General features: G+C 71.4%; 17 protein-coding genes. 9 read left to right on the top strand and 8 right to left on the bottom strand.

From position 1 onward, the window contains the following. Positions 1-87: 87 nt before the first annotated feature. Positions 88-333, bottom strand: a complete 246-nt coding sequence (locus tag ABD093_RS17395) for a hypothetical protein (RefSeq protein ID WP_343926095.1) — start codon at positions 331-333, stop codon at positions 88-90. Between the two features lie 99 nt (positions 334-432). On the opposite strand from ABD093_RS17395, the gene ABD093_RS17400 reads away from it, so the two are divergent. The 7 genes from ABD093_RS17400 (at position 433) to ABD093_RS17430 (ending at position 10,669) form a co-directional block, all read left to right on the top strand. Next, positions 433-1,341, top strand: coding sequence for a GNAT family N-acetyltransferase (locus ABD093_RS17400; RefSeq protein WP_343926097.1), 909 nt, complete (start codon positions 433-435; stop codon positions 1,339-1,341). 10 nt (positions 1,342-1,351) lie between these two features. Next, the gene (gene gatC / locus ABD093_RS17405; protein ID WP_193116046.1) at positions 1,352-1,648 is read left to right on the top strand and encodes an Asp-tRNA(Asn)/Glu-tRNA(Gln) amidotransferase subunit GatC; all 297 of its coding nucleotides are present in this window, start codon (positions 1,352-1,354) and stop codon (positions 1,646-1,648) included. Between the two features lie 4 nt (positions 1,649-1,652). Continuing rightward, the gene (gene gatA / locus ABD093_RS17410) at positions 1,653-3,173 is read left to right on the top strand and encodes an Asp-tRNA(Asn)/Glu-tRNA(Gln) amidotransferase subunit GatA (RefSeq protein ID WP_343926100.1); all 1,521 of its coding nucleotides are present in this window, start codon (positions 1,653-1,655) and stop codon (positions 3,171-3,173) included. Further along, positions 3,173-4,687, top strand: coding sequence for an Asp-tRNA(Asn)/Glu-tRNA(Gln) amidotransferase subunit GatB (gene gatB / locus ABD093_RS17415; RefSeq protein WP_343926102.1), 1,515 nt, complete (start codon positions 3,173-3,175; stop codon positions 4,685-4,687). Before gatA ends, gatB begins: the two co-directional genes overlap by 1 nt. 626 nt (positions 4,688-5,313) lie before the next feature. Beyond that, the gene (locus ABD093_RS17420; RefSeq protein ID WP_193116042.1) at positions 5,314-6,840 is read left to right on the top strand and encodes a pyridoxal phosphate-dependent decarboxylase family protein; all 1,527 of its coding nucleotides are present in this window, start codon (positions 5,314-5,316) and stop codon (positions 6,838-6,840) included. Then, positions 6,837-8,225, top strand: a complete 1,389-nt coding sequence (locus tag ABD093_RS17425) for a lysine N(6)-hydroxylase/L-ornithine N(5)-oxygenase family protein (RefSeq protein WP_193116041.1) — start codon at positions 6,837-6,839, stop codon at positions 8,223-8,225. Before ABD093_RS17420 ends, ABD093_RS17425 begins: the two co-directional genes overlap by 4 nt. A gap of 14 nt (positions 8,226-8,239) precedes the next feature. Beyond that, positions 8,240-10,669 carry a GNAT family N-acetyltransferase gene (locus ABD093_RS17430; protein WP_343926104.1) on the top strand — a complete coding sequence of 810 codons (2,430 nt, stop codon included), beginning with the start codon at positions 8,240-8,242 and terminating at the stop codon, positions 10,667-10,669. An 18-nt stretch (positions 10,670-10,687) separates the two neighbouring features. Here the strand turns inward: ABD093_RS17430 and ABD093_RS17435 are convergent, their stop codons facing one another. After that, positions 10,688-11,518: a helix-turn-helix transcriptional regulator gene (locus tag ABD093_RS17435; RefSeq protein WP_193116039.1), complete on the bottom strand. Its 831-nt coding sequence runs from the start codon at positions 11,516-11,518 to the stop codon at positions 10,688-10,690. Between the two features lie 169 nt (positions 11,519-11,687). Between ABD093_RS17435 and ilvD the strand changes: the two genes are divergently transcribed. Then, positions 11,688-13,520: a dihydroxy-acid dehydratase gene (gene ilvD, locus ABD093_RS17440; RefSeq protein WP_343926106.1), complete on the top strand. Its 1,833-nt coding sequence runs from the start codon at positions 11,688-11,690 to the stop codon at positions 13,518-13,520. A 71-nt stretch (positions 13,521-13,591) separates the two neighbouring features. Here the strand turns inward: ilvD and cobA are convergent, their stop codons facing one another. The 6 genes from cobA to ABD093_RS17470 all read right to left on the bottom strand — a co-directional run bounded on the left by cobA (position 13,592) and on the right by ABD093_RS17470 (position 21,087). Continuing rightward, positions 13,592-15,043 (bottom strand): uroporphyrinogen-III C-methyltransferase, encoded by a 1,452-nt coding sequence (cobA, locus tag ABD093_RS17445; RefSeq protein ID WP_343926108.1) that lies wholly within the window; start codon positions 15,041-15,043, stop codon positions 13,592-13,594. 163 nt (positions 15,044-15,206) lie between these two features. Beyond that, positions 15,207-16,169, bottom strand: a complete 963-nt coding sequence (locus ABD093_RS17450; RefSeq protein WP_343926110.1) for a sulfite exporter TauE/SafE family protein — start codon at positions 16,167-16,169, stop codon at positions 15,207-15,209. 10 nt (positions 16,170-16,179) lie between these two features. After that, positions 16,180-17,511 carry a sulfate adenylyltransferase subunit 1 gene (locus ABD093_RS17455; protein WP_343926112.1) on the bottom strand — a complete coding sequence of 444 codons (1,332 nt, stop codon included), beginning with the start codon at positions 17,509-17,511 and terminating at the stop codon, positions 16,180-16,182. Then, positions 17,511-18,464 carry a sulfate adenylyltransferase subunit CysD gene (cysD, locus tag ABD093_RS17460; protein WP_343926114.1) on the bottom strand — a complete coding sequence of 318 codons (954 nt, stop codon included), beginning with the start codon at positions 18,462-18,464 and terminating at the stop codon, positions 17,511-17,513. The genes ABD093_RS17455 and cysD overlap by 1 nt, the downstream gene beginning before the upstream one ends. Continuing rightward, entirely contained in the window at positions 18,461-19,318 is an 858-nt protein-coding gene (locus tag ABD093_RS17465; RefSeq protein WP_343926116.1) for a phosphoadenylyl-sulfate reductase, read from the bottom strand. The genes cysD and ABD093_RS17465 overlap by 4 nt, the downstream gene beginning before the upstream one ends. Continuing rightward, positions 19,315-21,087: a nitrite/sulfite reductase gene (locus ABD093_RS17470; RefSeq protein ID WP_343926117.1), complete on the bottom strand. Its 1,773-nt coding sequence runs from the start codon at positions 21,085-21,087 to the stop codon at positions 19,315-19,317. Before ABD093_RS17470 ends, ABD093_RS17465 begins: the two co-directional genes overlap by 4 nt. A gap of 365 nt (positions 21,088-21,452) precedes the next feature. On the opposite strand from ABD093_RS17470, the gene ABD093_RS17475 reads away from it, so the two are divergent. Continuing rightward, positions 21,453-23,210, top strand: coding sequence for an acetolactate synthase large subunit (locus ABD093_RS17475; protein ID WP_343926119.1), 1,758 nt, complete (start codon positions 21,453-21,455; stop codon positions 23,208-23,210). The last annotated feature ends 69 nt before the right edge of the window (positions 23,211-23,279 follow it).

Here is a 23,279-nt window from a genome sequence, read left to right on the forward strand (position 1 = left end):
CCGTGCCCCGAGCCGACCGGTCTCGAGCGTCACGGGGCAGTCGACCGGGACCGACTGAACGGGGGCGCGGGATCGGAGCGCGGTCGATCAGGAGGCGGAGGTCTCCCCGTGGTCCGTGCTGTTCTCCGTGCCCTCGGCCGCACCCTCGGCGTCCAGACGGCGCAGCCGCGCCGAGGTGGACTCGTCATCACGCAACGGGTCCTCCTTCGTGGCCAGGGCGCGGCGCATCTTGGCCTCGAGCTCCTGCGCCTCGCGGAGCGCCGGATCGTCCGAGCGTGCGTCGTCGTCCTCGGGATCATGGGCGTGATGGTCGACGTTCGGGTCCACGGACATGGCGGCACCTTCCTACGGGGATCGTCCCGGCGTGCATCGCCCGCGGGGACCTCTGCTGATGGGCGGAAGTCTACCGGGGCGGTCGCTACGATCGACCGGGTGAGCTCATCCCGACGCAGCACCTCCTCCCGTTCCCCGTCCCGCTCCTCGAAGGGATCCACAGCGCGATCCTCCGGGGCGGGAGCCTCCCGACCTCTGAGCGGCTATCGCCTCGTCGAGGCGCTGATCGCCGGCTGGAGGCCCTTGCAGCGACTCGACGTGGACGGCTTCGCCCTGCTGCGCTCCCGGGGCATCACCCGCCGCGCCAACAGTGCGGTCGCGGTGGACGCCCCCTCGAAGGTCGGCGCCCTCCTCGCGGCGGTCGAACGGATCGAGGGGCTCGTCGCGATGACGGGGGAGAGCGCGAGCTTCCGCATCCTCGACGTCCACGGACCCGACCAGCTCGATGACCTCCTCGCTGCGCGCGGATATGACAGCACCGGACACAGCGAGCTGCTCGAGCTCCCGCTGACCGGATCCCTCTCCGCCGTCCCGCACCCCTCGGCCGAGATCCGTACCGGGGCGCTGGACGAGGTCTGGTTCGACGCCGCCTGGTCCCTCGCCCCCCGCGAGGGGGACGACGCCCGCGCGACGATGCACGACATCCTCGCCGGGACCCCCTCGGTGCAGGTCGTCCTGAGGGCCGACGGCGACAGCAGCGACAGCGACGACGGGCTCGCCGCCGGGACGCCGATCGCCGTCGGCCGCGCCGCGCTCGTGGAGGCGGGGAAGGGGACCGCCGCGGTGCTGAACATGATCGCGGTGCACCCGCAGCGCCGCCGTGAGGGACTCGGTCGGGCCGTGTCCCAGACCCTGCTGGCGATCGCCGCCGTGCAAGGCGCGAGCCTCGCGCTGCTCGAGGTCGAGACGGACAACGCTGCGGCGTCGGCCCTGTATCGGGGCCTCGGGTTCGCCTCCCGCGGCGCGTATCACTACCGGGTGGGCGCCCCGCCCACGGACCGCGCCTAGAATGACCCACATGCCTTCGATCGGACGAGATGACGTCGCACGCCTCGCCGACCTCGCACGGATCCAGCTCACCGATGAGGAGATCGACCGCTTCGCCGGCGAGTTCGACTCCATCATGGACGCTGTCGCCTCCGTGTCCGAGGTCGCCACCGAGGATGTACCCGCGACGTCCCACCCCATTGCCATGACGAACGTCTTCCGTGAGGACGTCGTCGAGACCACCCTGACCCAGGAGCAGGCGCTCGCCGGCGCTCCTGAGGCGCAGGACGGCCGTTTCGCCGTCCCGCAGATCCTGGGAGAGGAGTGAATCGATGACCGACGCCACTCAGCACGACATCATCCGGACCAGCGCCGCCGCTCAGGCCGCCGCGCTGGCCGCCGGGGAGATCTCCTCCGAGGAGCTCACCCGCGCCCACCTCGACCGCATCACCGCGGTCGACGGCGACCTGAACGCCTTCCTCCACGTCAACACCGAGGAGGCGCTGAGCTCCGCCCGTGAGGTCGACTCCCGCCGCGCCGCCGGCGAGGAGCTGCACGGCCTCGCCGGTGTGCCCATCGCCGTCAAGGATGTCGTGGTCACGCAGGGGCAGCCCACCACGGCGGGCTCCAAGATCCTCGAGGGCTGGATCCCGCCCTACGACGCCACCCTGGTCAGCGCGCTGCGCACGGCAGGCCTGCCGATCCTCGGCAAGACCAACATGGACGAGTTCGCGATGGGCTCCTCGACGGAGACCAGCGCCTACGGACCCACCCGCAACCCCTGGGACCGGGACCGGATCCCCGGCGGCTCCGGCGGTGGCTCCGCCGCGGCCGTGGGCGCCTATGAGGCCCCGCTCGCGATCGGCACCGACACCGGCGGCTCGATCCGTCAGCCCGGCGCTGTCACCGGCACCGTGGGCGTGAAGCCCACCTACGGCTCCGTCTCCCGCTACGGGCTGATCGCCATGGCCAGCTCGCTGGACCAGGCCGGCCCCGTGACCCGCACCGTCGAGGACTCGGCGCTGCTGCACGAGCTCATCGCCGGTCACGATCCGCATGACTCGACCTCCCTCACCGATCCCGTCGGCGCCTTCACCGCGGCCGCCCGCAGCAAGGACGTCAAGGGCCTGCGCGTGGGCGTCATCGAGGAGCTCGAGGGGGAGGGCTTCGCCCCCGAGGTGCAGGATCGCTTCACCGAGTCGCTCGAGCAGCTCGAGCGCGCCGGCGCGGAGATCGTGCGCGTGAAGTGCCCGAACTTCCGGTACGCGCTGGGCGCGTACTACCTGATCATGCCCTCGGAGGCCTCCTCGAACCTCGCGAAGTTCGACGGCATGCGCTTCGGCCTGCGCGTGGTCCCCGAGGACCACCCGACCGCCGAGAACGTCATGAAGGCGACCCGCGGGGCCGGCTTCGGCGACGAGGTCAAGCGCCGCATCCTGCTGGGCACCTACGCCCTGTCCGCCGGCTACTTCGACGCCTACTACGGCAGCGCCCAGAAGGTGCGCACGCTCGTGCAGCGCGACTTCGCCGCCGCCTTCGAGCAGGTCGACGTGCTCGCCTCGCCGACCTCCCCGACCGTCGCCTTCCGCCTCGGCGAGAAGGTCGACGATCCGATGGCGATGTACATGAACGACATCGCCACCATCCCTGCGAACCTCGCCGGGACCCCGGGCATCTCGATCCCCAGCGGCCTGGCCGAGGACGGCCTCCCCGCCGGCATCCAGTTCCTCGCCCCGGCCCGGGCCGACGAGCGCCTGTACCGCGTGGGCGGCGCCCTGGAGGCGCTGCTCGAGGACTCCTGGGGCGGCCCGCTGCTGGCCAAGGCGCCCGAGCTCATGAACGGAGCGAAGTGATGACTGCATCGACCATCGACCTCGTCGACTACGACGAGGCCATCTCGCGCTTCGATCCCGTGCTCGGCATCGAGGTCCACGTCGAGCTGGGCACCGCCACCAAGATGTTCGACGGTGCGCCGAACATCTTCGCGGCCGAGCCGAACACAGCGATCACCCCCACCTCGCTGGGCCTTCCCGGCGCGCTGCCGGTCGTGAACCACAAGGCCGTCGAGTACGCGATCAAGATCGGCCTGGCGCTGAACTGCTCGATCGCCGAGACCTGCCGGTTCTCGCGCAAGCAGTACTTCTACCCGGACCTCACGAAGAACTTCCAGACCTCCCAGTACGACGAGCCGATCGCCTACGAGGGCTGGGTCGACGTCGAGCTGGAGGACGGCGAGATCATCCGCGTGGAGATCGAGCGTGCCCACATGGAGGAGGACGCCGGCAAGAACACCCACGTCGGCGGGTCCACCGGGCGCATCCACGGCGCGACCCACTCGCAGGTGGACTACAACCGCGCCGGCGTGCCGCTGGTCGAGATCGTCACCAAGCCGATCCCGAACACCAAGGGGCGCGCCCCCGAGGTCGCCGCGGCCTACGTGCGCACCCTGCGTGACATCTTCCGGGCTCTGGAGATCTCCGAGGCGAAGATGGAGCGCGGCAACGTGCGCGCCGACATCAACGTGTCGCTGCGGGACAGCCCCGAGGCGGAGCTCGGCACCCGCACCGAGACGAAGAACGTGAACTCGTTCCGTTCGATCGAGCGCACGGTCCGCTACGAGATCTCCCGCCAGGCGGGCGTGCTCGACGCCGGGCAGAAGATCATCCAGGAGACCCGCCACTTCCACGAGGACACCGGCGGCACCTCCTCGGGCCGTCCGAAGTCCGACGCCGAGGACTACCGCTACTTCCCCGAGCCCGATCTGGTGCCGGTCGCTCCGAGCCGGGAGTGGGTCGAGGAGATCCGCACCAGCCTTCCGGAGCTGCCCGCCGCCCGTCGGCGCCGTCTTCTCGGCGACTGGGGCTTCACCGACCTCGAGATGCGCGACGTCATCAACGCCGACGCCCTGGATCTGATCGAGTCGACCGTCGCCGCCGGAGCGAGCGCGCAGAGCGCCCGCAAGTGGTGGATGGGCGAGCTGGCCCGTGTCGCGCGCGAGCAGGAGTCCGAGCTGGACGAGCTGGCCGTCACCCCGGCCCAGATCGCCGAGCTGCAGGGCCTGGTCGACGGGAAGAAGATCAACGACAAGATCGCCAAGCAGGTCCTCACCAAGGTCCTCGCGGGCGAGGGCGACCCGGCCGCGATCGTCGAGAAGGAGGGCCTCGCGGTCGTCTCCGACGACTCGGTGCTCACCGGCGCCGTCGATCAGGCCATCGCCGACAACCCCGACGTGGTCGCCAAGATCCAGGGCGGCAAGGTCCAGGCCATCGGCGCCCTCATCGGCCCGATCATGAAGGCCACCCGTGGTCAGGCCGACGCCGGCCGCGTGCGCGAGATCATCATGGAGAAGCTCGGCGTCACCGGCTGATCTGCAGGTCACCGCTGGACAGCACGACACCGGTCGGATTCCGGTCCGGGGCATCGCCCCGGGCTCGGAATCCGACCGTCGTGCGTCCGGGCCCGATCAGCGGCGGTGCTCGAGAAGCGGAGCGTCACAGCGATCCCGGGCACATCGTGAGGCCTCGCCGCCGACTGGTGGACATCCTCGAGGAGAACCTCCTGCACACCGGTCAGATCTCGGTGATCCGCGAAGCGGTCGACGGACTGGTCGGCAACGATCCGCCGTGACAGAGGACGACCGATCACGGGGGTCAAGGTGCGCGACACAAGGGTGTCCGACGCGGTTCCGGCAGGGGATCTGCGCTGTCCTGACGTCGAGTGGAATCAGCGTGAAAAGCCTGTACATGGCGTGACGCCGCGGAAAGACTGTGGGGAGGCAGTTGTTGATGCGATGGCGTTTCCACTGAGGCGCTCAGCACGCTGACGACCGCGCTGTCCACGGCTTTTGTCCGGTCTCGGAGTCTCGTGGTGCTTCTCATGCGGACGCCTGCATATTTGCGCGCCACGAGGGTTGCGTTATTAGGGTAGGCAATCCTTAGTGATGTGGATCCGCTGGATCCGCTGGATCCGCTCGACCCCGGGAGGCACCTGCCCATGGACTCGCTGCTCACGCTCACCACCGAGACGGACGACCCGGACTCGCCAGGCGTCGGATCCCTGCTGACTGCGCGGACCGCCGATGCGTACGCCGACCTCCTGCACCACGTCGTCGACGACATCGCCGGTCACGTCCGTGCAGTGCGCGCTCCCTCCGTCGGACCGGATCGCTCGGCGTTGGAGAGACTCGTCGAGGAGCGGACTCTGGACGGCTCCGGGATCGGCGCCGCGGCCGCACTGGAGGAGGCCGGTGCGCTGTACGCCCAGCACGCGGTCTGGTTCCACCACCCGTCGTACCTGGCACACCTCAACTGTCCCGTGGTGCTGCCGGCGGTCGCCGCCGAGGCGATGCTCGCGGCGATCAACACCTCCGTGGACACCTACGACCAGTCCCTCGTCGCCACCCTCATGGAGCAGCGACTCGTGCGCTGGACCGGCCGCCGGATCGGCTTCGCCGCCGGGGACGGCGTGTTCACCTCGGGAGGCACCCAGTCGAACCTCCAGGCGCTGTTCCTCGCCCGACGGCGCGCCGAGCGCAGGGCGACGACGGACCGCGAGGACCTCCTGCCCCGGCTGCGTGTTCTCACCACGGAGGCCGCCCACTTCTCCGTCTCCCGCTCCGCGGAGCTGCTCGGCCTCGCCGAGGACGCCGTGCGCATCGTCGCCGCAGATGGGCAGGGCCGGATGGACCCGACCGCTCTGGACGTCCTCCTTACCCGCTGCGAGGCGTCCGGGGAGCCGGTCATGGCCGTCGTCGCGACCGCCGGGACCACCGACCGGGGCCTGATCGATCCCCTCGCCGAGATCGCGGCCACCACCGGCACGCACGGTGCCTGGCTGCACGTCGACGCGGCGTACGGCGGCGGACTGCTCGTCTCCGGTACCCGTCGCCAGCTGCTGGCGGGCATCGAACGCGCCGATTCCGTGACGGTCGACTTCCACAAGACCTACTTCCAGCCCGTCTCCTCGAGCGCTCTGATCGTGCGCGATCCGGCCGACCTCGCCGCGGCCGCGCATCACGCCGACTACCTCAATCCCGCTGCCGAGGCCGCCTCCGCCGACGCCGAGCCCAATCAGGTCGACAAGTCGCTGCAGACCACGCGACGTTTCGACGCATTGAAGCTGTGGACCACTCTGCGCGCGCTGGGGCCCGATGAGCTGGGGCGGATGGTGGACCGGGTCTGCGACCTCGCTGCGGAGGTCCGCGGCCTGCTCGAGGACGACCCGGACCTGCACGTGCTCGGCACGACGGATCTCAGCACGGTGGTCTTCCGCTTCCAGCCCGCAGGCCTGGACGATGCACGGGTCGACGAGCTGCAGCCGCTCATCCGCCGGATCCTCTTCCAATCGGGCCGGGCCATGGTGGCGCGCACGACGATCGACGGCGTCTGCTACCTGAAGCTCACCCTGCTCAATCCCGAGGCCACGCTCACCGACATCGCCGCCGTGCTCGACCTCGTGCGGGCCACAGGTCGCGGACTCCTCGCCGGCACCCGCCTCGCCGCGACCGGGGTGGACCGATGAGCGCCCGGGCCACGCCGGAGGCGGAGAGCCCGGAACCCGCGGTGCACGACGAGGAGATCCACGACCTCATCGGCATCGGGATCGGCCCCTTCGGGCTGGGACTGGCTGCGCTTGCCGACCCGCTGCCGGACGTCGACGCCGTGTTCCTGGACCAGGCCGACAGGTTCTCCTGGCACCCGGGACTGATGATCGAGGGCACCACCCTCCAGGTCCCCTTCCTCGCGGACCTCGTGACGATGGCGGATCCCACCTCGCCCTACTCCTTCCTCGCCTTCCTCAAGCAGACCGGCAGGCTCTACCCCTTCTACATCCGGGAATCCTTCTACCCGCTGCGCAGCGAGTACGACGAGTACTGCCGCTGGGTCGCCGCACAGCTGGACTGCCTGCGCTGGCGGCGTCGGGTGGTCGCCGTGGAGGAGGAGGGCGATCACCTGCTCGTCACGGCCGCCGTGCTCGATGCAACCGGGGCTGTGATCGGCTGCGAGCACCTGCGCGGCCGCCACGTGGCTCTCGCCGTCGGCACCGCGCCGCACCTTCCGCCGCCCCTCGCCGAGCTGATCGGCCCGGCCGGTGGTGCTCCAGCAGACGAGGCCCCAGCCCCCGTGCTGCACAGCGCCGACTACCTCCGGCGGAAGGACGAGCTGCTCGCCGCCGGATCCGTGACGGTGGTGGGCAGCGGGCAGTCCGCCGCAGAGATCTATCGGGACCTGCTCCAGGAGGGCGGGGCCGACGGGCTGCGGGTGGACTGGGTGACCCGTTCCCCGCGGTTCTTCCCCATGGAGTACACGAAGCTCACCCTCGAGATGACCTCGCCGGAGTACACCGACCTGCACCGCTCCCTTCCCGAGGGGACGCGCGACCGCCTGGCGCGGGAGCAGCGTGCCCTGCACAAGGGCATCAGCGCGGACCTGATCGACGAGATCCACGAGCTCCTCTACCGCCTCTCCGCCGGGGGCCGGGAGGTGCCCTCGAGCCTGCTCACGGGAGCCGCCGTCCGCGCCGCCCGCAGGGACTCCGGGAGCGGACGGATCGTCCTGGACCTCGAGCATCCGCTCACGGGCTCGGTCGCGGAGCATCGCACCGGCGCCGTGGTCGCCGCGACCGGCTACCGGCCCCGCTCCACGGAGCTGCTCGCACCGCTCGGGGACCGGATCCGCCACGACGACGCGGGCCGGCTCGACGTCACCCGCGACTACACCGTCGACCGCGAGGAGCGGATCCATGTGCTGGGCGGCGAGGAGCACACCCACGGCGTCACCGCCCCTGACCTCGGCTTCGGCACCTTGCGCGCCTCCGTGATCCTCGCCGCGCTCACCGGGCGGGAGCCGTATCCGATCGAGCGTCGCATCGCCTTCCAGACCTTCGGCCTCCCCGCCGCCCGCTGACCAGGAGCGTCCCCATGAACCTGATGAACCCGAACGACCCGTTGGACCTGAGCGTCGAACCGCTCCGTCCTGCGGACCACACCGGCCTGCTGCACAGCTGGCTGAGCACCCCGCGCGCCCGTTTCTGGGGCATGGTCGACCATTCGCCCGCACAGGTGCGCGCCTACCTCGACGCCGTCGCCGCCTCCGAGCACGAGAACGGCCGGATCGGCCTGCGGGACGGGGTCCCGCTCGTCTACGTCGAGACCTATGATCCCGCCCGACTGCTGCCCGCCGGGGTGCTGCATCCGGAACCCGGCGATCTCGGCATGCACCTCCTCATCGCGCCGCCGGACGGCCCGACCGAGCACGGCCTCACCGCCGCGGTGCTGGCAGGCGTCGTGCGCTGGTGCTTCGAGAACCGTGGCGCCGCCCGGATCGTCGTCGAACCCGACGAACGCAACAGCGCAGTGCTCGCCAAGAACGCCGCAGCCGGTTTCCGCGTGCTGCGCACCGTCGAACTGCCCGAGGGATCGGGCACGAAGCGCGCGGTGCTGAGCATCTGCACCCGGGCGGACTTCGCGGCTTCCCCGCTCGGGGACCGGCGGCAGCGCAAGGAACTCCGGGGCGGCGCCGGAGCCGACGACGCGACTGCGGAGCGCGCACATCTCGGCGCTCCCGTCGCCCCGACGTCCCATCTGCGCGCCGACGTAGCCGAGCGGGCCCACCGGCACCTGATCGCCAAGGCCCTCGCCGAGCTCAGCCACGAACGAGTCCTCGCCCCCGAGGCGCTCGGCGACGATCGCTTCGCCCTGGCAGTCCCCGGCACCGACGTACGCTACGAGTTCCGGGCCCGGGTGCTCCCGCTCGAGCACTGGCTCGTGGACCCTGCCTCGATTCGGCGCCTCGAGGACGGCGCCCCGACGGCGCTCGACGTCCAGACGCTCGTCCTGGAGCAGCAGGAGCCGCTCGGGATCCCCGACGAGCTGCTCTCCACCTACCTCGAGGAGCTCGCGTCCACCTTCGCCGCCCGCTGCGCGACGCTCGACGAGGCCCGTCGCGGCGAGCGGCCGTCGGCCGAGGGCCTGCTCACGGCGGACCTCCCGGACGTCGAGGCCGCCATGACGGAGGGCCACCCGGGCTTCCTCGCGAACAACGGTCGCATCGGGTTCTCCCTGCCCGACTACCGTGCCTACGCGCCCGAGCAGGGCCGGCGTACGCGCCTGCAGTGGGTCGCGGTGCACGCCGGGCGCAGCACCCTGTCCCTCGGCAAGGGCCTGGACGAGGCCGCGCATGCCCGGTGGAGCCTCTCGTCCGAGGAGCGCGACTCCTTCGCGGACCGTCTGGCCGGCCGGGGCCTGGACCCGTCGGACTACCACCTGCTGCCCCTGCATCCCTGGCAGGCGGAGCATCGCCTGCCGATCACCTTCGCCCCGGACATCGCCCGCGGCGACCTCGTGCCCCTCGGGTCGGGCGGCGACGAGATGCAGCCCCAGCAGTCCCTGCGCACCTTCTTCAACCGCACGCGATCCGGGGCGCCCTATGTGAAGGTCGCCCTCGCGATCCAGAACATGGGGTTCCTGCGCGGCCTCTCGCCGCAGTACATGCGGGACACCCCCGCGATCAACGACTGGCTCGCCGCTCTCGTGGACGGCGACCCCGAGTTCGCCGGCGGAGGCTTCCGCGTCCTGCGGGAGCGGGCAGCACTGGGCTACACCGGGGACATCTACCACCGGACGCCGACCACGAACCCCCATCGCAAGATGCTCGCGGCGCTGTGGCGGGAGAGCCCCGTGCCGCTGCTCGAGCCGGGGGAGCGGGCCTTCACGATGGCGGCACTCCTGCACCGCGATCACGACGGTACGGCGCTCGCGAGCACGATGATCCGCGCCTCGGTGCTGTCGGCGGAGGGTTGGGTGGAGCAGTACCTGCGTGCCTACCTCCGCCCCCTCGTCCATGCGCTGCTCGCGCATGACGTGGTGGTCATGCCGCACGGCGAGAACCTCATCCTGCGAGTGCGGGAGCAGCAGGTGGTCGGGGCATTCCTCAAGGACATCGGTGAGGAGATGGCGGTGCTGGGACACCGCCCGCTGCCGGTGGCGATGGAGCGGGTGCGGGCGGTGGTCCCCGGCCAGGACAAGGCCCTGTCGATCTTCACCGACGTCTTCGACGGGGTGCTGCGGCACCTCGCGGGAATCCTCGACGCCGATGGGCTGCTGCCCGCCGACCACTTCTGGAGGGTCGTGGCGGGAGTCCTGGACGGGTACGAGGCGGACCATCCGGACCTCGCGCGGGGGATCGCCGGGGACGTCGACCTGCGCGCGGGCACCTTCGCGCACTCGTGCCTGAACCGGCTGCAGCTGCGCAACACCCTGCAAATGGTCGACCTCGGCGACCAGGCCTCCTCGCTGCTCTTCGCCGGGGACATGGCCAACCCCGTGGCCCGGACCTCCGTCCCTGCCTGAGGTCCGGGGCGGCGGCGCTCAGCTCTCCAGGAGCCGCGCGGCCGCCGCGGGGGTGTCGCCCTCGGGCAGCGGGAGGTAGGAGACGACGTGGAGGTCCGGCGCGTCCTGGGGCACGATGTTGACCTGCTCGAACACGAGCCGACCCACGACGGGGTGCAGGAACTCCCGGCGCCGCGAGGCGAAGCGCTCCACCTCGTGGACGTCCCATGCCTGCGAGAACTCCTCGCTCTCGGCCCGCAGATGACCCACCAGCCGCACGTGCTGGGGGCCGCCCGCCCGGCCGCCGGCCTCGGCGCGGTACTCGGCGAGGAACTGCCGGCTGGTGCGCTCCCAGTCCGGGAGCATCGAGCGCACCCACGGATCGGTGAAGATGAACTGCAGCAGGTTCCGCTGGGTCGCCTCCGCCTCGCGGACCGCGGGGAAGAGCCCCTCATAGGCCCGGTTCCAGGCGGCGATGTCCCAGTGCGGCGTGAGCGCGAAGGCCGGAGACGGGTCCAGGGCGTCCAGCAGATGCTGCACGTGCGGGGGAACCGGGGCCGGTTCGGCGAGCACCGGGCGCGGGGGAGGGGCGAACCCGGCCAGACCCAGCACGTAGTCGTGCTCCGCCTCGGTCAGGCGCAGGTTCACGGCGACGGCGTCGATCACCTGGCGGGAGGGGTTGATGTCCCGGCCCTGTTCGAGCCAGGTGTACCAGGTGACGCTCACCCCGGAGAGGAAGGCGATCTCCTCCCGGCGCAGTCCCTTGGTGCGCCCGCGGCCGACGGGCGGCAGGTCGTAGTCGGCGCGCACGACCTCGTTGCGGCGTCGGCGCAGGAACGTGCCCAGCTCGGCACGCGGTCCCTCGGTCATGCAGCCTCCTCGTCGTCGGGTCGTCGGGTCGTCGGGTCGTCGGGTCGTCGGGTCGTCGGGTCGTCGGGTCGTCCCGTCGTCCGGCCGCCCCGTCGCGAAAACTATCACTTCCACCACTAGTAGTGACGGCGTCTTGGTGCCAGGACGCTCGGAGTGATCAGATGTCCCTATGCCTCAGCTTCGTTCCCGCACCTCGACCCACGGCCGCAACATGGCCGGCGCCCGCGCCCTGTGGCGCGCCACCGGCATGAAGAGCGGAGATTTCGGCAAGCCGATCATCGCGATCGCGAACTCGTACACCCAGTTCGTGCCGGGCCACGTCCACCTCAAGAACATGGGGGACCTCGTCGCGAGCGCGATCGAGGAGGCCGGCGGCATCTCCAAGGAGTTCAACACGATCGCCGTGGACGACGGCATCGCCATGGGGCACGGCGGCATGCTCTACTCGCTGCCCAGCCGCGATCTCATCGCGGACTCGATCGAGTACATGGTCAACGCCCACACGGCGGACGCCCTGGTGTGCATCTCCAACTGCGACAAGATCACCCCGGGCCACCTGATGGCCGCGATGCGGCTGAACATCCCCGTCGTCTTCGTCTCCGGCGGCCCCTCGGAATCCGGGAAGCCCGTCGAGGGGGTCACCGAGAACCGCATCGATCTGGTCGATGCGATGTCGCTCAGCGCGAACGACGCGATCACCGACGCCCAGCTCGCGGAGGTCGAGGAGAACGCCTGCCCAACCTGCGGCTCCTGCTCGGGCATGTTCACGGCGAACTCGATGAACTGCCTCACCGAGGTGCTGGGCCTGTCCCTGCCCGGCAACGGCACCACGCTCGCCACCCACGCCTTCCGCAGGGAGCTCTTCCTCGAGGCCGGGCGGAAGGTCGTGGAGCTCGCCAAGCGCTACTACGAGGACGACGACGACTCGGTGCTGCCGCGGTCGATCGCCACCAAGGCGGCGTTCTCCAATGCCATGGCCATGGACGTCGCGATGGGCGGCTCCACCAACACGATCCTGCACATCCTCGCCGTCGCGATCGAGGCCGGGACCGACTTCACCCTCGATGACATCGACCGCATCTCGCGCCTGGTGCCCACGCTGTCCAAGGTCGCCCCCAACGGCACCGCCCACGTCGAGGACGTCCACCGCGCCGGCGGCATCCCCGCGATCCTCGGCGAGCTCGACCGCGCCGGGCTGCTGGACCACACCGTCCACACCGTGCACTCGCCGGACCTCTCCAGCTGGCTCGCCGAGTGGGACATCCGCAGCGGCACGGCCTCGAAGAAGGCGGAGGCGCTGTTCCACGCCGCCCCCGGCGGCGTGCGCACCACCCAGGCCTTCTCCACCACGAACACCTGGGACGAGCTGGACACCGATGACGAGAACGGCGTGGTCCACTCGGTCCCGCACGCCTACAGCAAGGACGGCGGCCTCGCCGTCCTGAAGGGCAACCTCGCCCGCGACGGCGCCGTGTTCAAGACCGCCGGCGTCACCGAGGACCTCTTCCACTTCGAGGGCTCCGCCGTGGTGTGCGATTCGCAGGAGGAAGCCGTCCAGAAGATCCTCGACAAGACGGTGAAGGCCGGCGACGTCGTGGTGATCCGCTACGAGGGGCCGCAGGGCGGCCCCGGTATGCAGGAGATGCTCTACCCGACCTCGTTCCTCAAGGGGCGCGGCCTGGGCAAGACCTGCGCGCTGATCACCGATGGTCGCTTCTCCGGCGGAACCAGCGGCGTCTCCATCGGTCACATCTCCCCGGAGGCGGCCGAGGGCGGCCTGATCGGCCTCATCGAGGACGGCGACCGGATCATCATGGACGTCGACAAGCGCCTGCTGGAGCTCGACGTCCCGCAGGAGGAGATCGACCGCCGTCGCGAGGCGAAGGGGCCCCTGCCCTGGCGTCCCGCGAGCCGTGATCGCGAGGTCTCCCAGGCCCTGAAGGTCTACGCGCACCTGGTGCGCTCGGCGACCTACGGCGCCACCCGTCGACCGCTGGACTGACCCGCCCTGCTCGACGACACGCGACGCCCGGCCCGGGGAGGGGTCGGGCGTCGCGTGCGTGCCGGGCCGTCTCAGGCGCCGAGCATCGTGCGGTACCGGTCCACGGCGATCTCGGCGATCAGGGGATGGTCGCCGAGCGGCGCGGCGACGAGGTCCGCCCCGGAGCCCTCGAGCTGGGAGTGGAACTGCCCCGGGGCGAGCAGATAGGTCGCGACGGCGACCCGGGTCGCGCCCGCGGCGCGCCGATCGTCGACGGCCGCCGCCACCGAGGGCGTCGCGGCCGAGATGAAGCCCACGCCCACCTCGCGGCCGAGGCGCGCCGCGAGCAGACGGCCCATCTCCCGGGCCATCGCCTGACCGGCCGGGTCCCGGGTCCCCGCTGCCGCCATCACCACGGCATCCGCGCTCGTGCCCCCGGCCTCCGCGAGCCGCTGCGCCATGACCTCCGCCAACCGAGGATCCGGACCGAGCGGCCCCGCGGCGACCGCGTCGCGGTCCGCGACGGCGTGCGCGATGTCGTGGCCGACATGGACTCCGGTCGAGAGCAGCAGCGGGACCACCACGACATCGGGCGGGACGTCGCCCTCGCGGGTGCGCACCTCGGAGACCACGGAGGACAGGTCGGCGACCACCCCGGCCACCTGGGGGGACTGCACGTCGACATAGGCCTCGCGCACCGGCGCCTCGGGGACGAGCTCCGTGATCCGGCGCAGGATCGCCCGCACCACGTCGCGGCCCGCGCGCAGGCGGGTTCCGTGGGCGCAGCCGACCAGCGCCGGAACGCTCGTGCGAGGTGGGAGCCCGTCGGGGCGGGGCAGGGCCTCGCGGCCGGAACCGCGGACGGGGTCGGTGCGGACCGCAGGCTCCAGGAAGCCCTCGGCGGCGGTGCGGCCCACGGTGATCACGGCGGGGTGGGAGATCCCGGCGTCGCCGGCGATCTGCACGATGGTGGACAGGGTCCCGTGCACCACCTTCTGATCCGCCAGCGTCGCGCTCTGCACGATCGCGACCGGGGTGGACGGGGCGACGCCGTTCAGGAGGGACTGCGCGACCAGCCGCGGCAGCCACTCCACGCCCATCATGAGCACGGTCGTGGTGCCGGGATCCCGCAGTGCGGCGAGGTCCGCCGGGCCGAGGTCGCCGTGGGCGTTGACGATGTGCAGGGCGACGGCGCTGCCGCGCTGGGTCACCGGGACGCCCCCGGCCGCGGGCCCCGCGATCGACGAGGTCACCCCCGGGACGACCTGGACCGGGACACCGGCGGCGCGGCAGGCGAGCACCTCCTCGCCCCCGCGGCCGAGCACGAAGGGGTCCCCGCCCTTGAGGCGGGCCACCCGGTTGCCCGCGAGCGCCTTCGACACGAGGAGCTCCTCGATGCCGGACTGGCGCAGGGAGTGCGCCCCCGGTCGCTTGCCGACGTCGATCACCTCGACCCCTGCACCGAGCTGCTCGGTGAGTCCGGTGGGGCCCAGGCGGTCCGCGACCACGACGTCGGCCTGCCGCAGCAGGGTCAGGCCGCGCACGGTGATGAGGTCCGGGGCGCCGGGGCCCCACCGATGAGGGCGACGGATCCCGGCTCGAGCACGGAGGCGGACAGGGCATCGTCCAGGACAGGGCGGGCAGAGGTCATGACGGACTCTCGATCAGGGCAGGGCAGGGCAGGGCAGGGCAGGGGGTCGAGGACGCTCAGGGCATCGGCGCGGGGAGGGGGCGGGCGCTGTCCTCCGTCGAGGACTCAGCGGAATCAGGGTCCGCAGCGTCCTGGGGGTCCCCGGCGGACCCGGGGCGTGAGATCCGATGGCGTCGCAGGGCCGCGGCGAGGAGCAGCAGGCACAGCAGGGCCCCGCCGAGCTGCACGGCGAGCCTCACCGCGGGAGGCACCGCAGCGGCGGTGAGAGTGGGCCCGAGGTTCAGGGTGATGATCAGGCTGCCGACGAGGACGCCCAGGATGCCCGCCGGCAGACGGCCCGCCAGCCGTGCCGCGAGCGGAGCGGCGAGGACGCCTCCGATCATCAGAGCCACGACGAGCCCGACGGACACGCCGCCGAGGCCGAGACCCATGACGAACCCGATGCTCGCGCAGACGGTGACCACGAACTCCGCGGCGGCGACGGAGCCGATCACGGTGCGCGGCGCAGTGCGCGCCGAGGTCAGCAGCGTCGACGTCACCACCGGTCCCCAGCCGCCGCCACCGGTGGAATCGACCAGCCCGCCGACCAGACCCAGGGGGACCAGCAGGCGTCCCCGCGGGCTCTCGGGATCCGGCGGGTCCATCCGCTCGCGCCGGGTGGCGAAGCGGATCACGACCAGGATGCCCAGACCGAGCAGCAGGGCGGACATCACCGGTGCTGCCGCCTCGAGCGGGAGCGAGGACAGCACGGTCGCCCCGACCAGGGCGCCGAGACCGCCGGGGACGGCGAGGCGCGCCACGATCCGGGCGTCGACGTTCCGCGCCCGCCAATGGCTCGCCCCCGAGGCGAGCGTCGTGCCCAGCTGGGCGAACTTGACCGTCGCGGCGACCACGGCCGGCGCCATACCGGTCGCGAGCAGGAGCGAGGCGGACGTCACGCCGTACCCCATCCCGAGGGCGCCGTCGATCATCTGCGCGAGGAATCCGGCGATCGCTGCGGGCACCAGCTCGGAGAGCATGTCAGCCGCCTCAGTGTCGCCCGGGGGCGTCGACCATCCCCGCGGCGAGGGTGGTCGCCTCCTGGGGGTCGATCACGATGAACGCGCCGCCCTCGCGGGAGTCGGAGTACGACTCCAGCGGCAGCGCCTGGGCGAGTTCGAGATCCACGCGGACCAGGTCGTTGAGCTCACCCTGCTCCGCCGGCACATGCTCGAGGGTCGAGATGTCCAGTCGGTCCCGGACCGAGGTGACCCGTGCCTGCACTGTGCTCGTCCCGTGCTTGACGAGCACCCGCGCGCCCGGGCGCAGCGGGCCCTCGGACAGCCAGCAGAGCACGGCGGAGAAGGTCCGGCGGGGAGTGGGGACGTCACCGGCGGCGAGCAGATCACCACGGGAGACGTCGAGCTCCTCGCTCAGGCGCACCGTGACGGACAGGCCCGCCTCGGCGCGCTGCACGCTGGAGCGGTCCAGGTCGATCCCGGCCACGGTGGTGGCACGGCCGGACCCGGCGACGACCATCCGGTCTCCCACCTCGACCGCTCCGGCGGTGATCAGGCCCGCGTAGCCGCGGTAGTCGACGTGCGCCGCGTCCTGCGCTCCGTGCTGAGGGCGGATCACCAGCTGGACCGGCATCCGGAAGGCGTCGTGACGGAGGTCCCGGGCAGCGGGCAGGGACTCCAGCAGGGCCAGCAGGGTGGGCCCGGTGTACCAGGGGGTGGACTCGGAGGCGTGGACGACGTTGTCGCCGCGCAGCGCCGAGAGCGGGACCACGGGCGGGACGTCCAGCGGAAGCGCCCCGGCCACGTCGGCCAGCTGGGAGGCCACCTGCTCGTGGACCTGCTGGGGATCCTCGACCAGATCGATCTTGTTCAGGGCCACGACCACGTGGGGGACCCGCAGCAGCGCCGCCACCGCGAGATGGCGGCGGGTCTGCTCGACCACGCCGTTGCGGGCGTCCACCAGCACCACGACCACGTCGGCCGTCGAGGCCCCGGTGACGGTGTTGCGGGTGTACTGGACGTGACCGGGGGTGTCGGCCAGGACGTAGGACCGGTCGGCGGTCGCGAAGTAGCGGTAGGCGACGTCGATCGTGATGCCCTGCTCGCGCTCGGCGCGCAGGCCGTCGGTCAGCAGGGCGAGGTCCGCCAGCTCGCCGGTCCAGCCGCGGCGCCGGCTCGCGTCCTCGACCGCCGCCAGCTGATCGGCCAGCACGGACTTCGTGTCGTGGAGCAGTCGACCGATCAGGGTCGATTTGCCGTCGTCCACGCTGCCGGCGGTCGCCAGGCGCAGGAGGGTCGGGGTCGGGATCGCCGTGGTCGGGGCCGTGGCCGGGGCGACGGTGCTCGTCGTCGTGGTGCTCATCAGAAGTAGCCCTCCTTCTTGCGGTCCTCCATGGCGGCCTCGGAGAGGCGGTCGTCGGCGCGGGTGGCGCCGCGCTCGGTGATCGTGGTCGCCGCGACCTCGGCGATCACCGCCTCGACATCCCCGGCGGTGGAGGCCACGGCTCCGGTGCAGGACATATCGCCGACGGTCCGGTAGCGGACGGTGCGCACGCTCGGCTCCTCGCCGTCGCGCAGCTCCGCCCAGTCCCCGGGTGACAGGAGCATCCCGTCGCGCTCGAGGACCGACCGCTCGTGGGCGTAGTACAGCGACGGCAGGGCGATGTCCTCGCGGGCGATGTAGCGCCACACGTCGAGCTCGGTCCAGTTCGACAGCGGGAAGACGCGCACATGCTCCCCGGGTCGCCGGCGGGTGTTGTAGAGGTGCCACAGCTCCGGACGCTGGTTCTTGGGATCCCAGTGGCCGAACGAGTTGCGGAGGCTGACGATGCGCTCCTTGGCGCGGGCCTTGTCCTCGTCGCGCCGGCCCCCGCCGAAGACGGCGTCGAAGCGGTGCACCTCGATCGCGTCGAGCAGGGGAAGGGTCTGCAGGGGATTGCGGGTGCCGTCGCTGCGCTCGCGCAGCCGGCCGTCGTCGAGGTAGTCCTGCACCGAGGCGACATGGAGCTGGACCCCGTAGTGCTCCACGGCGGCGTCCCGGAACGCCAGGACCTCCGGGAAGTTGTGCCCGGTGTCCACGTGGAGCACCGGGAAGGGGACCGGGGCCGGCCAGAGCGCCTTCGCCGCGAGGTGCAGCATGACCACGGAGTCCTTGCCCCCGGAGAACAGCATCACAGGGCGCTCGAGCTCGCCGACCACCTCACGGATGATGTGGAGCGCCTCGCTCTCGAGCATGTCGAGCAGATCAGGCGGGTCCGCGGGCGGAGGGGTGGTCGCCGCGACGGCGGGCCGCGGGTCCGGGATCAGGGTCGTCATCGTGTCTCCTGGGCGGTGTCGACGGTGAGGAGGGACAGAGGGGTGACGGCCGACGGGGTGTCCGTGGAGGCATCGTCGTCGGCCGGTGCGTCGCCGGAGGGGTGCAGGCCGCACTCGGTCTTGGCGGAATCCGCCCAGCGCCCGGCGCGCGGGTCCTCGCCGGGCGCGACGGCGCGCGTGCAGGGTGCGCAGCCGATGCTCGGGAACCCCTGCTCGAGCAAGGGGTTCTCGGGTAGGCCGTGGTCGTGGGAATAGCCCATGAGCTGTCCGAAGGACCACGTGACCAGAGGGTTGATCTTCACCAGGTCGAAGGACTCGTCATAGGTGATCAGGGGAGTGTGCGCGCGGGTGGGGCCTTCCTCCCGCCGCACTCCGGTGACCCAGGCGTCGTAGCCGGACAGGGCCCTGCGCAGCGGGTCCACCTTCCGCAGCGCGCAGCAGGCGGCGGGGTCGCGGTCGTGGAGCCGGGGGCCGAGCGAGGAGTCCTGCTCGGCCACCGTGGCCAGGGGGAGCACGTCGACCACCGTGACGTCGAGCTCGCGGGCCACACGATCCCGGGTCTCGAGCGTCTCGGGGAAGTGGTAGCCGGTCTCGAGGAACAGCACGTCGACGCCCGGGAGGTGCTGGGCGACGACGTGGGGCAGCACGGCATCGGCCATGCTGCAGGCCACGGCGAGGTCGCGCCCGAAGGTCTGCGCCGCCCAGGCGCTGACGGCCTCGGCGAGCTGACCGGGGCCGAGCTCGTCCTCGAGCGCCGAGAAGTGCTGCGAGGCCTCCTCGACGAGGGCGCGCAGGCGGGCGGTGCGCTCCACCCGGTCGGGCGTGGTGGTCGTCGTGCTCTCCGTCGTGCTCATCGCAGCTCCTCGTCCTCGGCACGGTGCGCCCACACGGCGAAGGACTCGCCGGGGGCTCGGGATCCGACGAAGCGTCGGACGACGCGTTCGACGTAGTCGGGGAGGTCGCGGGCGGCGACCTTGTGCTGGCGCAGGGTGCGGCCCAGCTGTGGCTGCTCGAGGCCTGCGGCGGCGAGCGATCCTCCGAGGTGCACCTGGAACCCGGGCAGCTGCTCGCCCTCCGCGGTGGTGATGATCTGTCCCTTCAGGCCGATGTCCGCGGTCTGGATCCGGGCGCAGGAGTTCGGGCACCCGTTCACATGCAGGCTGATCGACTCCTCCAGCTGCGGCGTGAGGTCGCTCAGCCGCTCCTCCAGGACGGAGATGGTGCGGGCGGCGGTGTCCTTGGTGTCGACGATCGCCAGCTTGCAGAACTCGAGCCCGGTGCAGGCCATGGTCGATCGGCGGAAGGGGCTGGGACGGGTGCTGAGGCCGAGCTCCTCGAGACCGGCCTGCAGGTCCTCGACCCGGTCGGTGGGGACGCCGAGCACCACGAGGCTCTGGAAGGGGGTCAGCCGCACGGACTCGGCGCCGACGGCCTCGACGAGGTCCGCGAGCGCGGTCAGCAGTCCGCCTCCGACCCGTCCCACCGTGGTGGTCGCCCCGACGTAGGACCGTCCGTCCTTCTGGAGGTGGACGCCCACATGATCGGCCGGACCGGTGGGGGCGCCCGGGGCGGGCCCGTCGGCCAGGGGATGCCCGAGGTACTCCGTCTCGAGCACCTCGCGGAACTTCTCGGGGCCCCAGGCGGCGAGAAGGAACTTCAGCCGGGCCTTGTTCCGCAGCCGGCGGTAGCCGTAGTCGCGGAAGATCCGGACCACCCCGTGCCAGACATCGCTCGCCTCCTCCTCGCGGACGAAGGCGCCCAGCCGTTCGGCCAGGCGGGGCGTGGTCGACAGGGCTCCGCCCACCCACAGGTCGTAGCCCGGACCGTGCTCGGGGTGGACGACGCCCACGAGGGAGATGTCGTTGATCTCGTGGACCACGTCCTGGCTCGGGTGGCCGGTGATGGCGGTCTTGAACTTGCGAGGAAGGTTGGCCAGCTCGGGGTCGCCGAGATAGCGGCGCTTGATCTCGGCGATCACCGGGGAAGGGTCGATGATCTCGTCGGCCGCGATCCCCGCCACCGGGCTGCCGAGGAAGCCGCGCGGGGTGTCGCCGCAGGCCGTCGTGGTCTCGAGGCCGACAGCGGCCAGGCGGCGCCAGATCTCGGGGACGTCCTCGATCCCGATCCAGTGGTACTGGATGTTCTGCCGGTCGGTCACGTCCGCCGAGCCGCGCGCGAAGTCGGCGGAGATGCCGCCGAGCACGCGGAGCGCCTTCGGGTCGAGGGCGGCGCCGTCGGTGCGGACGCGCATCATGAAGTAGCGGTCCTCGAGCTCATGGGGTTCGAGCTGCGCGGTGCGCCCTCCGTCGATGCCGGGCTTGCGCTGCGTGTACAGGCCCCACCAGCGGAAGCGACCGTGGAGATCGCCGTCCGGTATCGAGTCGAACCCGCCGGGGGCGTAGATCTGCTCGATGCGCTCGCGGACGTTGAGGCCGTTGTCGGCGGCCTTGAGCTCCTCGTTCGCGTTGAGCGGGGTGGTGCCGTCCACCTTCCACTGGCCCTGCGGCTTCCCCGAGCGCGAGGGACGAGCCCGCGGGGGAGCGGCCGGTGCGCGGGACGCTCCCTGGGCGGTCCCGGTGGATTCTGCGACCTCGGCGGTCTCGACGATCTCGATACGCGACATAGGGCGAGCATGCATGCTTATGTCGCTCATTACAATTCCTTGGGCCCGATGTGACGCCCCGTGACGGGACGGATCTCCGGGTCGCCCTCGCCGGTGGACGGATCGTCTCGCGATCCGGACGGGTGGCCTGCATCCCACCGGAGGCCCTACTGTGTGGGACATGCAGACGATTCTTCTCGTAGTTACCGAGCGCGGCTGACCCCGTTCGTTTCCTCGAGACGTCAACCGCGCCCCTCCCTGAGCCCCAGGCGGAGGGGCTTTTTCGTGTCCCGGCCCCCGGGAGCGGAGCAACCGGGGGAGGGACCGTGGCCCGCCTGCAGCAGTTCACCGCCTTGCCCACCGTCCGAGACGACGAAGGAGTTCCGATGAACGGACAGCAGATGACCGGCGCGCAGGCGCTGGTCGAGTCCCTCAAGCACGCCGGGGCCGAGGTCGTCTTCGGCCTTCCCGGCGGTGCGATCCTGCCCACCTACGATCCGCTGATGGACGCCGAGGGCCTCCGTCACGTCCTGGTCCGCCACGAGCAGGGCGCCGGTCACGCCGCGAGCGGCTATGCGCACGCCACCGGGAAGGTCGGCGTCTGCCTGGCGACCTCCGGCCCGGGCGCGACCAACCTCATCACGGCGATCGCCGACGCCCAGATGGACTCCATCCCGATGGTCGCCATCACCGGTCAGGTCGGCTCCATGTTCATCGGCACCGACGCCTTCCAGGAGGCGGACATCGTCGGCATGACGATGCCGGTCACCAAGCACAACTTCCTGGTCTCCGACGCCGACGAGATCCCCAGGGTCATCAAGCAGGCGTTCCACATCGCCTCCACCGGTCGCCCCGGCGCGGTGCTCGTCGACGTCACCAAGGATGCCCAGCAGGCGATGACCACGTTCACGTGGCCCGAGACCCTGGACCTCCCCGGATACCGGCCGGATCCCCGCCCGCACAGCAAGCAGATCCGCGAGGCGATCTCCCTCCTGCTGGAGGCCAAGCGCCCCGTGTTCCTGCTCGGCGGCGGCGTGCTGCGCGGCCGGGCGAGCCAGGAGGTCGGCGAGCTCATCGATCTCTCCGGGGCACCCTTCGTGACCACTCTCATGGCCCGCGGTGCGCTGCCCGATTCGCACCCCAGCCATCTCGGGATGCCGGGCATGCACGGCACCGTCTCGGCGGTCTCCGCGCTGCAGCGCTCGGATCTCATCGTGAACATCGGGGCGCGCTTCGACGATCGCGTGACCGGTGTGCTGGAGTCCTTCGCGCCCGGGGCGAAGGTGGTCCACGCGGACATCGATCCCGCGGAGATCTCCAAGAACCGCGATGCGGACGTCCCGATCGTCGGTCAGGCCGCCGACGTGGCCCGCGCCCTGACCGCCGAGCTGCGCGAGCGTCTCTCCGTCGAGGACCCCCGCGACTACGAGGCGTGGTGGAGCACGCTGACCATGCTCCGCGAGAGCTACCCCTTGGGGTGGACCGAGACCGAGGACGGCTTCACGGCTCCGCAGAAGGTCATCTCCCGGATCGGTGCCATCTCCGGCCCCGAGTCGATCTTCGTGGCGGGCGTGGGCCAGCACCAGATGTGGTCCAGCCAGTTCATCCAGTACGAGGAGCCCTGCAGCTGGATCAACTCCGGCGGCCTCGGCACCATGGGCTACTCGGTGCCTGCGGCGATGGGCGCCAAGGTGGGCCGGCCCGACAAGGTGGTGTGGTCCATCGACGGCGACGGCTGCTTCCAGATGACGAACCAGGAGCTCGCGACCTGCGTCATCAACGACATCCCGATCAAGGTCGCGATCATCAACAACTCCAGCCTCGGCATGGTGCGCCAGTGGCAGAACCTGTTCTACGACAAGCGCTACTCCAACACCGACCTCAACACGGGGCACGGCACCCAGCGGGTCCCCGACTTCGTCAAGCTCGCCGACGCCTACGGTGCGGTCGGCCTGCGCTGTGAGCGGGACGAGGACATCGACGCCACCATCGCGCAGGCGATGGAGATCAACGACCGCCCCGTGATCGTCGACTTCACCGTGAGCGCCGACGCGATGGTGTGGCCGATGGTGCCCTCGGGCGTCTCCAACGACGAGATCCAGATCGCGCAGGGCATGAGCCCCGAGTGGGAGAGGGACATCTGATCATGAGCACGAACTTCACGAACCAGACCACGGCATCGCCCGCGGCGCCCGCATCGAGCACGGCGGGCT

It is taken from the genome of Brachybacterium tyrofermentans (genome assembly GCF_039526165.1).
In the GTDB taxonomy this organism is placed as follows: domain Bacteria; phylum Actinomycetota; class Actinomycetes; order Actinomycetales; family Dermabacteraceae; genus Brachybacterium; species Brachybacterium tyrofermentans.

Bases quoted from the DNA above. Each gene is read 5' to 3' on its own strand.
- ABD093_RS17395 (WP_343926095.1), bottom strand. From the start codon at position 333: ATGTCCGTGGACCCGAACGTCGACCATCACGCCCATGATCCCGAGGAC.
- gatC (WP_193116046.1), top strand. From the start codon at position 1,352: ATGCCTTCGATCGGACGAGATGACGTCGCACGCCTCGCCGACCTCGCA.
- gatA (WP_343926100.1), top strand. From the start codon at position 1,653: ATGACCGACGCCACTCAGCACGACATCATCCGGACCAGCGCCGCCGCT.
- gatB (WP_343926102.1), top strand. From the start codon at position 3,173: ATGACTGCATCGACCATCGACCTCGTCGACTACGACGAGGCCATCTCG.
- ABD093_RS17420 (WP_193116042.1), top strand. From the start codon at position 5,314: ATGGACTCGCTGCTCACGCTCACCACCGAGACGGACGACCCGGACTCG.
- ABD093_RS17425 (WP_193116041.1), top strand. From the start codon at position 6,837: ATGAGCGCCCGGGCCACGCCGGAGGCGGAGAGCCCGGAACCCGCGGTG.
- ABD093_RS17430 (WP_343926104.1), top strand. From the start codon at position 8,240: ATGAACCTGATGAACCCGAACGACCCGTTGGACCTGAGCGTCGAACCG.
- ABD093_RS17435 (WP_193116039.1), bottom strand. From the start codon at position 11,518: ATGACCGAGGGACCGCGTGCCGAGCTGGGCACGTTCCTGCGCCGACGC.
- ilvD (WP_343926106.1), top strand. From the start codon at position 11,688: ATGCCTCAGCTTCGTTCCCGCACCTCGACCCACGGCCGCAACATGGCC.
- ABD093_RS17450 (WP_343926110.1), bottom strand. From the start codon at position 16,169: ATGCTCTCCGAGCTGGTGCCCGCAGCGATCGCCGGATTCCTCGCGCAG.
- ABD093_RS17455 (WP_343926112.1), bottom strand. From the start codon at position 17,511: ATGAGCACCACGACGACGAGCACCGTCGCCCCGGCCACGGCCCCGACC.
- cysD (WP_343926114.1), bottom strand. From the start codon at position 18,464: ATGACGACCCTGATCCCGGACCCGCGGCCCGCCGTCGCGGCGACCACC.
- ABD093_RS17465 (WP_343926116.1), bottom strand. From the start codon at position 19,318: ATGAGCACGACGGAGAGCACGACGACCACCACGCCCGACCGGGTGGAG.
- ABD093_RS17470 (WP_343926117.1), bottom strand. From the start codon at position 21,087: ATGTCGCGTATCGAGATCGTCGAGACCGCCGAGGTCGCAGAATCCACC.
- ABD093_RS17475 (WP_343926119.1), top strand. From the start codon at position 21,453: ATGAACGGACAGCAGATGACCGGCGCGCAGGCGCTGGTCGAGTCCCTC.